Source organism: Micrococcus antarcticus, assembly GCF_044872765.1.
Taxonomy (GTDB): domain Bacteria; phylum Actinomycetota; class Actinomycetes; order Actinomycetales; family Micrococcaceae; genus Micrococcus.
In genome coordinates this window covers 620,477-633,823 of the sequence record NZ_CP085253.1, presented here as the reverse complement: position 1 = coordinate 633,823, position 13,347 = coordinate 620,477, and the positions used below count along the sequence as shown (strand labels likewise).

Below are 13,347 nucleotides of genomic sequence, written 5' to 3'. Positions count from 1 at the left end.
CGCCCCCGACGCGGACGGAGGCACCTGAAGCATGGCGAAGACATCCCCCACCGGCTCAGCCGCGCGCACCCTGGCCTGGCTGGCCGCCCTGGTCGTGGCGCTCACGGCGATCCTCGGCTTCGGCGTGGCCTCCGGCCAGGCGAGCTGGGCCCCGAAGCTGGCCCTGGACCTCGAGGGCGGCACGCAGATGGTGCTGGCCCCGCAGACCGCCTCCGGTGAGGAGGCCACCCCCGAGCAGCTCCAGCAGGCAGTGGAGATCATCCGCCAGCGCGTGGACGGCTCCGGCGTGGCCGAGGCCGAGGTGGCCACCCAGGGCGCCGAGAACGTCGTGGTCTCCCTCCCCGGCGTGCCCGACGACGAGACGCGCCGCCTCATCCAGGCCTCTGCGGACATGGTGTTCCGCCCCGTGCTGCAGGCCGCCCCCGGCGAGGCCACCCCCGAGGACCAGCTCATTCCTGCCGACCAGTTCCCGAAGCCCACCGCGGAGCCGACGGACGCCTACGACCCGAACCGGCTGACGCCCGAGCTCGCCGACGAGTTCCAGCGCGCGGACTGCACCGTGCCCCGCGATCCCTCCGCCCCGGCCCAGCCCGCGGACCAGGCGATCGTGGCGTGCCAGCCGGCGGAGGAGACGGACGGCGGCATCGTCTCCCCGTCCGTGAAGTACCTCCTGGGCCCCGTGGTCATCCCCGGAACCCAGATCGACGGCGCCACCAACGGCATGGCCCAGGCGACGGGCGGCGTGTCCACGAACCAGTGGGTCGTGAACATCGACTTCGACGCCGAGGGCGCCAAGACCTTCGCCGAGGTCACGCAACGCCTGACCCCGTACCCGGAGGGCGACCCGCGCAAGCAGTTCGCCATGGTCCTGGACGGCGAGGTCATCTCCGCGCCGCAGTCCAACGGCGTCATCACCAACGGCAGCGCGCAGATCAGCGGCGGCAGCATGACGGAGGAGTCCACCGCTCAGCTCGCCGAGCAGCTCAGCTACGGCTCGCTGCCCATCTCCTTCTCCATCGAGTCCGAACAGCAGATCTCTGCCACCCTCGGCCAGGACCAGCTGTTCTGGGGCCTGATCGCGGGCCTCATCGGCCTCGCCCTGGTGGCCGTCTACCAGCTCTTCCAGTACCGCGCCCTCGGCCTGCTGACGTTCGCCTCGATCGTGGTGGCCGGACTCCTGACCTACCTCGCCATCGCCATCCTCGGCTGGACGGACAACTACCGCCTCTCCCTGGCCGGCATCGCGGGCCTGATCGTGGCGATCGGCCTCACGGCCGACTCGTTCATCGTCTACTTCGAGCGCATCAAGGACGAGCTGCGCGCGGGCCGCACCGTGGACGTCGCCGTCCACGAGGGCTGGAAGCGCGCGAAGCGCACCATCGCCGCGTCGAAGGCCGTGAACCTGCTCGCCGCCGTCGTGCTCTACTTCGTGGCCGTGGGCAACGTCCGCGGCTTCGCCTTCACCCTGGGCCTCACCGCGATCGCCGACCTCATCGTGGTCTTCTGGTTCACCCACCCGATCATGCAGCTGCTCGCGCAGACCCGCTTCGTCGGCGGCGGGCACCGCATGTCCGGGCTGGACCCCTCGCTGCTGGGGGAGGAGCCGGCGCTGTACCAGGGCGCGGGCCGCCTCCGGGAGCCCCGGGTCGCCGCGCCGGGAACCTCCGCCGAGGAGGACGGCGCCCCCGCCTCGGGCGCGCACGCCGCCGCGTCCGTCCTCGCCGGCCCGTCCCGCGGGCGCCGCGGGGCGGCCCCCATGACCATCGCCGAACGCCGGCGCGCCGAGCGCGCCGCCGCACAGGAGGACACGCCGTGAACCGCTTCGCAGCCTGGGGCAACGACCTCTACTCGGGGCGGACCTCCTACCCCTTCGTCCAGCGCTGGGTACGCTGGTTCGCCCTCGCCGGGATCCTCCTGGCCCTCGCCGCGGGCCTGACCGCGCTGCGCGGCGGGTACAACCTCGGCATCGAGTTCAAGGGCGGCTCGGAGTTCACCGTCTCCTCCGCCCAGTCCACGGACGTGGAGCCGGGACGGCAGGCCGTCGCCGACGTGGTGCCGGACTCGGACCCCACGGTCACCGACATCGCGCCCGGCACCGTGCGCGTGCAGACCGAACAGCTCGACGACGCGCAGACCCGCCAGGTGGCCGAGAACCTCCAGGGCGCCTACGGGGTGGGACAGGACCAGGTCACCTCCACGTTCGTCGGCCCGACTTGGGGCCAGGCGGTCTCCCAGCAGGCGCTCATCGGCCTGATCGTGTTCGTGGTGCTGGTGACCCTGTTCATGGCCCTGTACTTCCGCACGTGGAAGATGTCGCTCGCCGCCGTGCTGGGCATGCTGTACGTGGTGGCCCTGACCGCCGGGATCTACGGGGCGACGGGGTTCGAGGTGACGCCCTCGGCGATCATCGGCTTCCTCACGATCCTCTCCTACGCGCTCTACGACACCGTGGTGGTCTTCGACAAGATCCGCGAGAACACGGCCACGGACCACGAGGACCCCCGCCGCACGTTCGCGCAGAACGTGAACCTGGCCGTGAACCAGACGCTCGTCCGCTCGATCACCACCTCGATCGTCGGCATCCTGCCCGTGGGCTCCATCCTGTTCATCGGCGCCGGACTGCTCGGGGCCGGCACGTTGCGGGACATCGCCCTGGCCCTGTTCGTGGGCATCATCGTGGGCACGCTCTCCACGCTCTTCATCCAGGCCCCGCTGTACGCGCTCCTGCGCCGCGGCGACGCGGACGTGCGGGCGCACGACGCGCGGGTGGGCGAGCTCTCCGCCGCCCGCGGCGCGGACGGCGAGGACGGCGAGGGGCGCGTCCCGGCGGTCTGATCCGCTGACGACGACCCGGGCGGGGGCGGGCGGGCACGGCGACGTGCCCGCCCGCCCCCGTCCCTCTGCCCGGGGTAGACTCGCCCATCATCCGCGGGCCGGGCCCGGTATCCGAAGGAGTCGCCGCCATGAGCGAGCAGCACCAGCACCCCGCCCCGGCCGGCCCGCCCCCGGCGCCGCAGACACCGCCCGCCGCGGCGCGGCCCCGCGGCCGCATGGCCCGCCTCACCGGCCGCCACGCCACCGAGTACTCGCCGCTGCTCGAGCCGCTCATGCGCACCGTGCGCCAGCGTGCCACCCGCGCCGAGCTCATGGAGATCGTGCGCGCCTTCGAGGTCGCGCAGCGCTGCCATGCGGGGCAGATGCGCCGTTCGGGGGACCCCTACATCACGCACCCCGTGGCCGTGGCCACCATCCTCGCCGAGATCGGCGTCACCGGCCCCACGCTCCTGGCGGCCCTGCTGCACGACACCGTGGAGGACACCGACTACTCGCTCGAGCAGCTGCGCCGAGACTTCGGCCCCGAGGTCGCGCTGCTCGTGGACGGCGTCACGAAGCTGGACAAGGTGACCTACGGGGCCGCCGCACAGGCCGAGACCGTCCGCAAGATGGTCATCGCCATGGCGCAGGACGTGAACGTGCTGCTCATCAAGCTCGCGGACCGCCTGCACAACGCCCGCACGTGGCGCTACGTCTCACCCGCCTCGAGTGCCAAGAAGGCGCGGGAGACCCTGGACATCTACGCCCCGCTCGCGCACCGGCTCGGCATGAACACGGTGAAGTGGGAGCTCGAGGACCTCGCGTTCGCGGCTCTGAAGCCCAAGGTCTACGCGGAGCTCGTGCGCCTCGTGGGCGACCGCAATCCGGAGCGGGAGAAGCATCTCCAGTCCCTGCGCGGCGTGATCGAGGAGCAGCTGCGCGAGCAGCGCATCCGGGCCACCGTCACCGGGCGCCCCAAGCACTACTACTCGATCTACCAGAAGATGATCACGCGCGGGAAGGACTTCGACCAGATCCACGACCTCACGGGCATCCGCATCATCGTGGACACCGTGCGGGACTGCTACGCGGTGCTGGGCGTGATCCATGCGCGGTGGAACCCGATCCCGGGTCGGTTCAAGGACTACATCGCCGTCCCGAAGCTCAACATGTACCGCTCCCTCCACACCACCGTCATCGGTCCCGACGGCAAGCCCGTGGAGATCCAGATCCGCACGCTGGAGATGCATCGCCAGGCCGAGTACGGCGTGGCCGCGCACTGGCGGTACAAGGCCGGGGCGGCTGCGGCTGCCCAGGCCCCCGCGCAGGCCACGCCCGCGTGGCTGCGCTCCGTCATGGACTGGCAGAAGGACACGCGGGACCCGGACGAGTTCCTCTCCGCGCTGCGCACCCAGATCGGCGCCGACGAGGTCTACGTGTTCACGCCCAAGGGCGAGATCCGCTCCCTCCCGGCCGGGTCCACGCCGGTGGACTTCGCGTACGCCATCCACACCGACGTCGGCCACCGCACCATCGGCGCGCGCGTGAACGGCAAGCTCGTGCCGCTCTCCACCCCGCTCAGCCACGGGGACACCGTGGAGGTGTTCACCTCCAAGGCCGAGGACGCCGGCCCGAGCCGGGATTGGATGGGGTTCGTGGTCTCGCCGCGGGCCAGGTCCAAGATCCGCCACCACTTCGCCACCCAGCGCCGCGACGAGCAGGCCGAGCGCGGCCGCGAGGCCCTCACCCGACGCATGCGCCGGGCCGGCCTTGCCGTGCAGAAGGTGCTCGGCGGCGAGGAGATCGTCGGGGTCGCGGAGGAGATGGGCTACGCCGACCTGGACGGCCTCTTCGCCGCGGTGGGCGACGGGCATGTCTCCGCACAGGCCGTGTGCGAGCGGCTCGAGGAGCGCCTGGCCCCGCCCGCGCCCCCCGCCGCGGAGCCGACCGCGGAGCTCCCCGTGGGCGAGGTCGACCTCGCAGCGCTCGTCCCCGCGCAGACGCGCCGCACCCCGCAGCGTGCCACCAACGACGCCGGCGTGCTCGTGGCCGGCGACGGCGGGGTGCTGGCGAAGCTGGCGCGGTGCTGCAACCCCGTTCCCCCGGACGAGGTGGACGGATTCGTCACGCGCGGCTCTGGTGTCTCCGTGCACCGGGCCGACTGCCGCAACCTGGCGACCATGCTGGGGCAGGAGCCCGAGCGCCGCGTGCCCGTGGAGTGGGCGCCTTCGCGGGACACCGTCTACCTCGTGGAGATCCAGGTGGAGGCGCTCGACCGCACGTCCCTGCTCTCGGACGTCACGCGCGTGCTCGCGGAGAACCACGTGAACATCCTCTCGGCGTCCGTGAACACCACGCGCGACCGCGTGGCCATGAGCCGGTTCGTCTTCGAGATGGGCGATCCCATGTACCTGAGCCACGTGGTCAACGCGGTGCGCCGGATCGACGGCGTGTTCGACGTCCACCGCACCTGAGCGCCCCTCACCCGGGCGCCTCCAGCGCAGTGAGCAGCGCCGCGAGGCGGGCCCGGGCGGCGACGACGCCCGCCCGCCGCTTGGGCCGAGCCAGTCGCTCGGTCAGCCCCGCCGTCCCGTGGCGGGCCATCACGTGCGCGGCGCGCCGCGCGTGGTCCGGGTCCCCGGTGAGCAGGAGGTCCTCCACGGTGCGGGCCGGCGTCGTCACGCGCGCCGGCCCAACCCGCATCACGTCCGCCTCGGCCTCGGCGTGCCCCTGCGGCCCCGCGGCCACGTCCGACTGCACGAGCGCCCACGGCAGGACCGTGCCGCCGGCGGGCAGGCGGTGGTAGTGCGCCACGGCCGCGTGGATCCGCGGGGGCGCCGGCCCGCCCGCGAGCACCCACGCCGCTGACGGGCCCACCGCCGTCCAGCCGGCCGCCAGGACGGGGCCGGCCAGGAGCCAGAGGGCGGCGGCCCGTGTCTCCGCGTCGCGGGCCGCGCGGGACCGGCAGTAGACGCCCGGGAGGACCCGATCGATGGCGCCGCGGTGCACGAGCGCCTGCAGCTCCGCGTCGGTGAAGTGCTCCCCGGCCACAACGAGGTCCGTCGCGAGCCCGCGGCGGGCCGACGTCGGGAGGGCAGTGGCCGGCGGTGTGGCCGTCGGCGGCGCGGCGGACGCAGGGGCGGGGGAGGTGCTCATGGCACCGAAGCGTGCCAGAGACGCCGCGCCCCCGTTCGGCACCTGTGGACAGGTGCCGAACGGGGGTGCGGGAGCCGGCGTTCGGGGGACGCCGCGGAGGGGTCAGCGCAGCTCGGAGGCCGCGGCCTCGAGGGCCTGCTTCCACTGCAGGCGGGCGTCAAGGGCCTCCTGGGCCTTCGCGATGCCGCGCTGGTCGCCCTTGGCCTTGGCCCTCTCCAGGTCCGCCTCGAGGCCGGCGATGGTCTCCTCGAGCTGGGTCAGGGCCGAGCTGGTGCGGGCCTTGGTCTCCGGATCGGTGCGGCGCCAGTGCTCGGACTCGGCCTCCTTGACGGCGTCCTCGAGCTTGCGGAAGCCCTCCTCCATGCGGCGCATGTCGCCCCGCGGCACCTTGCCGGCCTCCTCCCAGCGGCCCCGCAGCGCATTGAGCGCGGTGCGGCCCGCCTTGAGGTCGGTGACGGGGAGCATCTTCTGGCCGTCGGCCAGGATCTGCTCCTTGACCTTGAGGTTGGCGGCGTATTCACGGTCGACCTCGGCGTCCACGGCCTTGCGGGCCGCGAAGAACACGTCCTGTGCGGCGCGGAAGCGGGCCCACAGGGCGTCGTCCTCCTTGCGGGAGGCGCGGGGGGCCTTCTTCCACTCGTCCATGAGGTCGCGGTACTTGCCGGCCGTCACGCCCCAGTCCGTGGAGGAGGAGAGCTCCTCCGCGCGGGCGATCAGCTTCTCCTTGACCTGCTTGGCCTCGGAGCTCGCCGCGTCGAGGCGCGAGAAGTGGGCGCGGCGGGTCTTGTCGAACGTGGTGCGGGCGGCACGGAAGCGCTTCCACAGGCCGTCCTCCACCGACTTGGACAGGCGCGGGCCGGCCTTCTGCGCGGCCTTCCACTCGTCGAACAGCTCGGCCATGCGCGCGGAGGCCTGCTTCCACGGCATCCGCTCCGCGGCGGTGCCGGCGTAGCCCTCGGCCTCGGCCACGATCGCCTCACGGGCGGCCAGCTGCTCCGCCTGGGCGGCCTGGCGGGCCTCCTGCTCCGCGGCGCGGTAGTCGCCCAGGAGGGTGTCGAGGGCGGCGAGGCGGGTGCGCAGCGCGGCCATGTCGCCCACCATGTGGCGTTCGTCCACGGCGGAGGTCATCTGGCCCAGGGCCTTGCCCAGCTCGCTCGAGGGGGCCCCGGCAGCGATGCGCTGCTGGAACAGGGCCATCTGCGCGCGCACGTCGTCGTACTTGCGCACGAAGTAGCTGAGCGCGTCCTCGGTGGAGGCCTCCGGCACCTGGCCGACCGCGACCTCGTCCTCGCCGTCCAGCAGCGTGACGTGGCCGTCCTCGCTCACGCGGGCGAAGCGGGCGGCCTCGGCGATCGGCGTGGGGGGCACGGCGGGCGCGACGACGGCCGGGGCCTTGGCGGCGCGCGCCGGCTTCACGGCGGCGGGAGTGGCGGGGGCCTTGGGCGCCGCGGGGCGCATCGCGGCGGGGGAGGCCGGACCGGGGCGGGCGGCGGGCGCGGCCTGCTCGGCGGACGACTCCGCCGGGGCCTCCGCGGTGTCCTCGGCCGGCGCGGTGCCGTGCTCGGAGGCGTCGGGCACCACCACGGCCAGCGGCTGGGCCTCCGCGGGCACGGGGGGCTCCTCGGCGCCGGCTTCCTCGGCAGGAACGGCGTCCTGGTTCGGGGCGTCCTGCTCGGGGGTCTGGGGGGCGTCCTGCTCGGGCAGGGCGGCGGTCGCCTCGGCCTCGTCCTCGAGGGCGGGGGACTGCTGGTCGTCGGGCTGCTGCTGGTGGGTCACCGCTGGAACTCTCCCTGGATGCGCCGACGCGCACGCGGGGCGCGGGCCGGTCGGGATGGACACGAACGTCCCCAGCGTACCGGCCGCGTCGGCGGCCCCGACTAGAATGGGCCGGTGCTCGGGCTCGGTGCTCCGTTCCCGCCACCGCCCCTCACCGTCGTCGCGAAGGATTCCCATGTCCCGCAAGGCCTCCCTCTCCGGTTTCCACGAGTGGCTCCCTGCCGAGCGCCTCGTGGAGCAGCACGTGCTGGACACCCTGCGCCGGACCTTCGAGCTCCACGGGTTCGCCGGCATCGAGACCCGCGCCGTCGAGACCCTGGGCCAGCTGCTGCGCAAGGGCGAGATCGACAAGGAGGTCTACGCCGTCTCCCGCCTCGCCGAGGACGCCGAGGGCACCTCGGCCAAGGATCCGAACGACCCGAAGCGCCTGGCGCTGCACTTCGACCTCACCGTTCCGTTCGCGCGCTACGTGGTGGAGAACGCCGGCCACCTGGCCTTCCCGTTCCGCCGCTTCCAGATGCAGAAGGTCTGGCGCGGCGAGCGCCCCCAGGAGGGTCGCGCCCGCGAGTTCACGCAGGCGGACATCGACGTCGTAGGCGACGGCGAGCTCTCCCCGCGCTACGACGCCGACGTCGCGCTCGTGATGGCCGAGGCGCTCGGGGCCCTGCCGATCGGCGACTTCCTGATCCGCGTGAACAACCGCAAGCTCGCCGAGGGCTTCTACCGCGGCATCGGGCTCACCGACGCCGCGGGCGTGCTCCGCTCCATCGACAAGCTGGAGAAGATCGGCCCCGACGAGGTCGCCCGTCTGCTGCAGGAGGAGCTCGGCGCCACCGAGGAGCAGGCGCGCCAGGCCCTCGAGCTGGCCGCGATCCGCACCGAGGACACCTCCTTCGTCGAGCAGGTCCGCGCCCTCGGCGTGGAGGACGAGCTGCTCGAGGAGGGCCTGGCCGAGCTGGCCGACGTCGTGGGCACGCTGCACCGCCGCGCCCCCGGGCGCGCCGTCGCGGACCTCTCGATCGCGCGCGGCCTCGACTACTACACCGGCACCGTCTACGAGACCGTGCTCGTGGGCCACGAGCAGCTCGGCTCGATCTGCTCGGGCGGCCGCTACGACGCGCTGGCGTCGAAGGGGAACCGCGTCTTCCCGGGCGTGGGCCTCTCCATCGGCGTGACGCGCCTCGTGATGCGCATGCTCTCGCAGGAGATGGCCGTGGCCTCACGCTCCGTGCCGACCGCCGTGTACGTCGCGCTCACCCAGGACGCGGACTGGTCGGAGGCGCAGGACGTGGCCGCGCTGCTGCGCGAGCGGGGCATCCCGGCCGAGGTTGCCGTGAGCGCGGAGAAGTTCGGCAAGCAGATCAAGTACGCCGACCGCCGCGGCATCCCCTATGTGTGGTTCATGGGTCGCGACGACGCCGGCACCCGCACCCACGAGGTCAAGGACATCCGCTCCGGCGAGCAGACCGCGGCCGACCCGGCCGACTGGACCCCGTCCGCCGAGGACCTGCTGCCGCAGATCACGCGCGCGGAGGACGTCGACCCCGCCTGACCGATGCCCGTCCGACCCGCCTGTCCGTGAGGCGGGTCATGGCCGACGCCGAGGATGCCACCATGGAGCTGCCCACCGCCGTCCTGACCCTCCTCACCGCCGGGGAGCCGAACCCGCTGGTCCCGCAGCCGTACGAGATCACCGTGCTGGTGCTCGGCGGGCTGCTGGTGGGCCCGGTGGACGGCATCGCCGCGGCTCGCCAGGAGCGTCGTCGCCGACGGCCCGCATCGGCCTGACGGCCTCCGGCCTCAGCGCGGGGGCCGGTCCCGCCCGGCCAGCACGAAGGCGCGCCCGCCCACGCCGATGAGGAAGACCGCGAGCATCGCCACCACGGACAGGGGCGGCAGGGTGAACGCCAGGACCAGGCACAGCACGAGGCCCAGCACGTTCACTGCCCGCGGGACCCGCAGCGGGCGGGGGAGCGCGGCGTCCCTGCCGTCCTCGCCGCCGCGCAGGGTGAGCGCCGCGAGGTTGGCCACGGCGTAGTAGGCCAGCACGCCGAAGGAGCTGAAGCCCACCACGGTGAGGATGTCGGTGGTGAGCACCAGCAGGATCACGGCCACCGCGACGGCCAGCTGGCCGACCCACGGCGTGCCGGTGCGCTCGTGCACGCGGGCCAGGGGCCGCGGCAGGTCGGACTCCCGGGCCATCGCCAGGGCCGTGCGGGAGATGCCGGTGAGCAGGTTGAGCATCGCGCCCGCGCTGGCCAGGCCGGCGGCGACCAGGGCGAGCCAGCCCCATCCGGAGCCCAGGGTGACCTCGAGTGCCTCGCGCACGGGCGCCGGGGAGAGCGCCAGGCCCCTCGGGCCGAGCGCGGCGAGGAGCCCGAGCGTCACGAGCGTGTAGAGGCCGACGGTCAGGCCCAGGGCGATCAGGATGGCCCGCGGGATGGTCCGCCGCGGGTCGATGACCTCCTCTCCCATCGTCGCCACGCGGGCGTAGCCGGCGAACGCGAAGAACAGCACGCCCGCGCCCATGAGCACGCCCGCCATGGGGGCGTCCCCGAGGCCGCCCGCCACGTCGCCCGCGCCGCGATCGCCGAGGGCCAGCCCGGCCGCCGTCGTGAGGGCGAGCACCGCCACCACGGGCACGAGGATGGCCATGGTGGCCTGCGCGGTGCGGGTCACGCCCGCCATGGCCACGCCCGTGAGGACGACGACGGCGGCCACGCCCGCCAGGCGCGCGGCCAGGGGCTGGTCCGGGAAGAGGTAGAGGCCGACCGTCGTCGCCATGGCGGCCACCGAGGCCGTCTTGCCCGTGACGAAGCCCCAGCCGGCGAGGAAGCCGGCGAGGGGGTGCAGCTGCCGGCGGCCGTACACGTAGGTGCCGCCGGACTCGGGGTGCACCGTGGCCAGCTGGGCGGTGGAGAGCGCGTTGCACAGCGCGGTGAGCACGGCCAGGCCGAGTGCCGCGAAGAGCAGCCCCGGATGCCCGCCCGTGAGGGCGGCCGCGAGGCCGATGGCGGTGAAGACGCCCGCACCGATCATGGAGCCGAGGCCGATGGCGATGGCATGGGGCAGGGTCAGGCGGCGCTGCAGCACGGGGCCTCCTGGTCAGAGGGGACGGTGGTGGCCTGGCGCCGTCGGGCGGCCAGTAGACTCGCGTGCGACGGTCCGCGCGCGTGTCCCCCAGGGATACCACGGCGGACCGACCATCACATGAACCCCGCACCTCGTCCGGCGGACACCGGACGGAGAGGACACCCCGTGCTGCGCACCCACCACCTCGGCGAGCTCAACGCCTCGCTCATCGGCCAGACCGTCACCGTCACCGGCTGGGTGGCGAAGCGGCGTGACCACGGCGGCGTGGCCTTCGTGGACCTGCGTGACGCGTCCGGCCGCGCCCAGGTCGTGGTGCGGGACGAGGCCGACTTCGACCCGCTGCGCAACGAGTGGGTCCTGCAGGTCACCGGCACCGTGGAGCGCCGCCCCGAGGGCAACGAGAACGCGAACCTCGCCTCGGGCGAGGTCGAGCTGATCGCCGAGGACGTCACCGTGCTCAACACCGCGGCCGCCCTGCCGTTCCAGGTGGACGAGCACGTGGAGGTCGGCGAGGAGGCGCGCCTGCGCCACCGCTACCTCGACCTGCGCCGCCCGCAGCCGAGCCGCATCATGCGCCTGCGCTCCGAGGCCAACCGCACGGCCCGCGAGCTGCTGCACGGCGAGGGCTTCACCGAGGTCGAGACCCCCACGCTGACCCGCTCGACGCCGGAGGGCGCCCGCGACTTCCTCGTCCCCGCCCGCCTCGCGCCCGGCTCCTGGTACGCGCTGCCCCAGTCCCCGCAGCTGTTCAAGCAGCTGCTGCAGGTCGGCGGGATCGAGAAGTACTACCAGATCGCCCGCTGCTACCGCGACGAGGACTTCCGCGCCGACCGCCAGCCCGAGTTCACCCAGCTGGACATCGAGGCCTCGTTCGTGGAGCAGGACGACGTCATCGCCCTCGGCGAGAAGATCGTGCAGGCCCTGTGGGGCCTCGTGGGCGTCGAGGTCCAGACCCCGATCCGCCGCATGACGTACGCCGAGGCCATGGAGAAGTACGGCTCGGACAAGCCGGACCTGCGCTTCGGCCTCGAGCTGACCGACCTCACCGCGTACTTCAAGGACACGCCCTTCCGCGTGTTCCAGAACGAGTACGTGGGCGCCGTCGTGATGCCCGGCGGCGCCTCTCAGGCCCGCCGCACGCTCGACGCCTGGCAGGAGTGGGCCAAGCAGCGCGGTGCCAAGGGCCTGGCCTACGTGCTCGTCCAGGAGGACGGCTCGCTGACCGGCCCGGTCTCCAAGAACATCACCGACGAGGAGAAGGCCGGCCTTGCCGCCGCCGTCGGGGCCGAGCCCGGCGACTGCGTGTTCTTCGCCGCCGGCTCCGCCAAGGAGGCCCGCGCGCTGCTCGGCGCGGCCCGCGTGGAGATCGGCCGCCGCTGCGAGCTCTTCACGGACGCCGGCAACGGCGTCGAGGCCGAGGACGCCGACTGGGCGTTCGTGTGGGTCGTCGACGCCCCCATGTTCGAGCCCGCCGCCGACGCGGTCGCCTCGGGCGACGTGGCCGTGGGCTCCGGCACGTGGACCGCCGTGCACCACGCGTTCACCTCGCCCAAGCCCGAGTTCGCCGACACCTTCGACACCGATCCGGGCTCGGCCCTGGCCTACGCGTACGACATCGTGTGCAACGGCAACGAGATCGGCGGCGGCTCCATCCGCATCCACCGCCAGGAGATGCAGGAGCGCGTCTTCGAGGTCATGGGCCTGTCCCAGGAGGAGGCGAACGAGAAGTTCGGCTTCCTGCTCGAGGGCTTCAAGTACGGAGCCCCGCCGCACGGCGGCATCGCCTTCGGCTGGGACCGCGTGGTGGCGCTGCTGGCCGGCACCGAGTCGATCCGCGAGGTCATCGCCTTCCCGAAGACCGGTGGCGGCTTCGACCCGCTGACCGCCGCCCCGGCGCCGATCACGCCGCAGCAGCGCAAGGAGGCCGGTGTGGACGCGAAGCCGGAGCCGAAGAAGGCCGAGGGCGAGAGGGCCGAGGCGCCCCAGGCCTGACTCTCGGGCCGCGGCGGGGGCGTCGTCAGCCTCGCCGCGGCCCCGCCAGGTCGTCGGTGTCCACGATCAGCGTGAAGGGCCCGTCGTTCACGAGGGCCACGTCCATCTGCGCGCCGAACACGCCGCGCTCCACGTGCACGCCCTCCGCCTCCAGCCCGGCCAGGAAGCGCTCGTACAGCGACTCCGCCTGATCGCCGCGCGCCGCCCTCGTCCAGGACGGGCGGCGGCCCTTGCGGACGTCCCCGTGGAGGGTGAACTGGCTGACCACGAGGGCCGGCGCGGCGGCGGACACCAGGGACTCCTCGCCGTCGAGCATGCGCAGGTGCGCCACCTTCGCGGCGAGGGCGTCCGCCTCGGCGGGTCCGTCCTCGGTGCTCACTCCCAGCAGGACCATGAGCCCGGGCGCCGCGAGCTCGCCGACCACCTCGCGGGTGCCGGCCTCGGCGTCGACCACGGTCACGGACGCGGAACGGGCGCGCTGCAGGACGGCTCTCATGGGGCCATTGTGCCCCGTGC

At 73.6% G+C, this 13,347-nt stretch carries 10 protein-coding genes; 6 read left to right on the top strand and 4 right to left on the bottom strand.

Annotation, left to right across the window (positions count from 1 at the left end):
• Positions 1-31 precede the first annotated feature (31 nt).
• From secD to LG274_RS03000, 3 genes are all read left to right on the top strand, one after another.
• On the top strand, positions 32-1,816 hold the full coding sequence (gene secD / locus LG274_RS03010; RefSeq protein ID WP_404465328.1) for a protein translocase subunit SecD: 1,785 nt from the start codon (positions 32-34) through the stop codon (positions 1,814-1,816).
• A complete protein-coding gene (secF, locus tag LG274_RS03005) occupies positions 1,813-2,835 on the top strand; it encodes a protein translocase subunit SecF (RefSeq protein WP_404465326.1) in 1,023 nt (340 codons plus the stop codon). The genes secD and secF overlap by 4 nt, the downstream gene beginning before the upstream one ends.
• Positions 2,836-2,963: 128 nt before the next feature.
• Entirely contained in the window at positions 2,964-5,288 is a 2,325-nt protein-coding gene (locus LG274_RS03000; RefSeq protein WP_404465324.1) for a RelA/SpoT family protein, read from the top strand.
• Between the two features lie 7 nt (positions 5,289-5,295).
• Here LG274_RS03000 and LG274_RS02995 read toward each other — a convergent pair whose 3' ends face one another.
• Together LG274_RS02995 and LG274_RS02990 are read right to left on the bottom strand one after the other, a co-directional pair.
• Positions 5,296-5,970 carry a hypothetical protein gene (locus tag LG274_RS02995; protein WP_404465322.1) on the bottom strand — a complete coding sequence of 225 codons (675 nt, stop codon included), beginning with the start codon at positions 5,968-5,970 and terminating at the stop codon, positions 5,296-5,298.
• Between the two features lie 102 nt (positions 5,971-6,072).
• Complete coding sequence (locus LG274_RS02990; protein ID WP_404465320.1) at positions 6,073-7,746, bottom strand: DUF349 domain-containing protein; 1,674 nt, start codon at positions 7,744-7,746, stop codon at positions 6,073-6,075.
• A gap of 175 nt (positions 7,747-7,921) precedes the next feature.
• Here LG274_RS02990 and hisS point away from each other — a divergent pair, with 175 nt between their 5' ends.
• Positions 7,922-9,298: a histidine--tRNA ligase gene (hisS, locus tag LG274_RS02985; protein ID WP_248115619.1), complete on the top strand. Its 1,377-nt coding sequence runs from the start codon at positions 7,922-7,924 to the stop codon at positions 9,296-9,298.
• Positions 9,299-9,360: 62 nt separating this feature from the next.
• Positions 9,361-9,534, top strand: coding sequence for a hypothetical protein (locus tag LG274_RS02980; protein ID WP_404465318.1), 174 nt, complete (start codon positions 9,361-9,363; stop codon positions 9,532-9,534).
• Positions 9,535-9,546: 12 nt separating this feature from the next.
• Here the strand turns inward: LG274_RS02980 and LG274_RS02975 are convergent, their stop codons facing one another.
• Positions 9,547-10,785, bottom strand: a complete 1,239-nt coding sequence (locus LG274_RS02975; protein ID WP_404465990.1) for an APC family permease — start codon at positions 10,783-10,785, stop codon at positions 9,547-9,549.
• A gap of 219 nt (positions 10,786-11,004) precedes the next feature.
• Here LG274_RS02975 and aspS point away from each other — a divergent pair, with 219 nt between their 5' ends.
• A complete protein-coding gene (gene aspS / locus LG274_RS02970; protein ID WP_298985530.1) occupies positions 11,005-12,831 on the top strand; it encodes an aspartate--tRNA ligase in 1,827 nt (608 codons plus the stop codon).
• A gap of 25 nt (positions 12,832-12,856) precedes the next feature.
• On the opposite strand, the gene dtd is transcribed toward aspS, so the two are convergent.
• On the bottom strand, positions 12,857-13,327 hold the full coding sequence (gene dtd / locus LG274_RS02965) for a D-aminoacyl-tRNA deacylase (RefSeq protein WP_298985531.1): 471 nt from the start codon (positions 13,325-13,327) through the stop codon (positions 12,857-12,859).
• Positions 13,328-13,347: the final 20 nt, after the last annotated feature.

Excerpts from the sequence above, each read along its gene's own strand:
- hisS (WP_248115619.1), top strand. The coding sequence starts at position 7,922 with ATGTCCCGCAAGGCCTCCCTCTCCGGTTTCCACGAGTGGCTCCCTGCC.
- dtd (WP_298985531.1), bottom strand. The coding sequence starts at position 13,327 with ATGAGAGCCGTCCTGCAGCGCGCCCGTTCCGCGTCCGTGACCGTGGTC.
- LG274_RS02975 (WP_404465990.1), bottom strand. The coding sequence starts at position 10,785 with ATGATCGGTGCGGGCGTCTTCACCGCCATCGGCCTCGCGGCCGCCCTC.
- LG274_RS02995 (WP_404465322.1), bottom strand. The coding sequence starts at position 5,970 with ATGAGCACCTCCCCCGCCCCTGCGTCCGCCGCGCCGCCGACGGCCACA.
- LG274_RS02980 (WP_404465318.1), top strand. The coding sequence starts at position 9,361 with ATGGAGCTGCCCACCGCCGTCCTGACCCTCCTCACCGCCGGGGAGCCG.
- LG274_RS03000 (WP_404465324.1), top strand. The coding sequence starts at position 2,964 with ATGAGCGAGCAGCACCAGCACCCCGCCCCGGCCGGCCCGCCCCCGGCG.
- secD (WP_404465328.1), top strand. The coding sequence starts at position 32 with ATGGCGAAGACATCCCCCACCGGCTCAGCCGCGCGCACCCTGGCCTGG.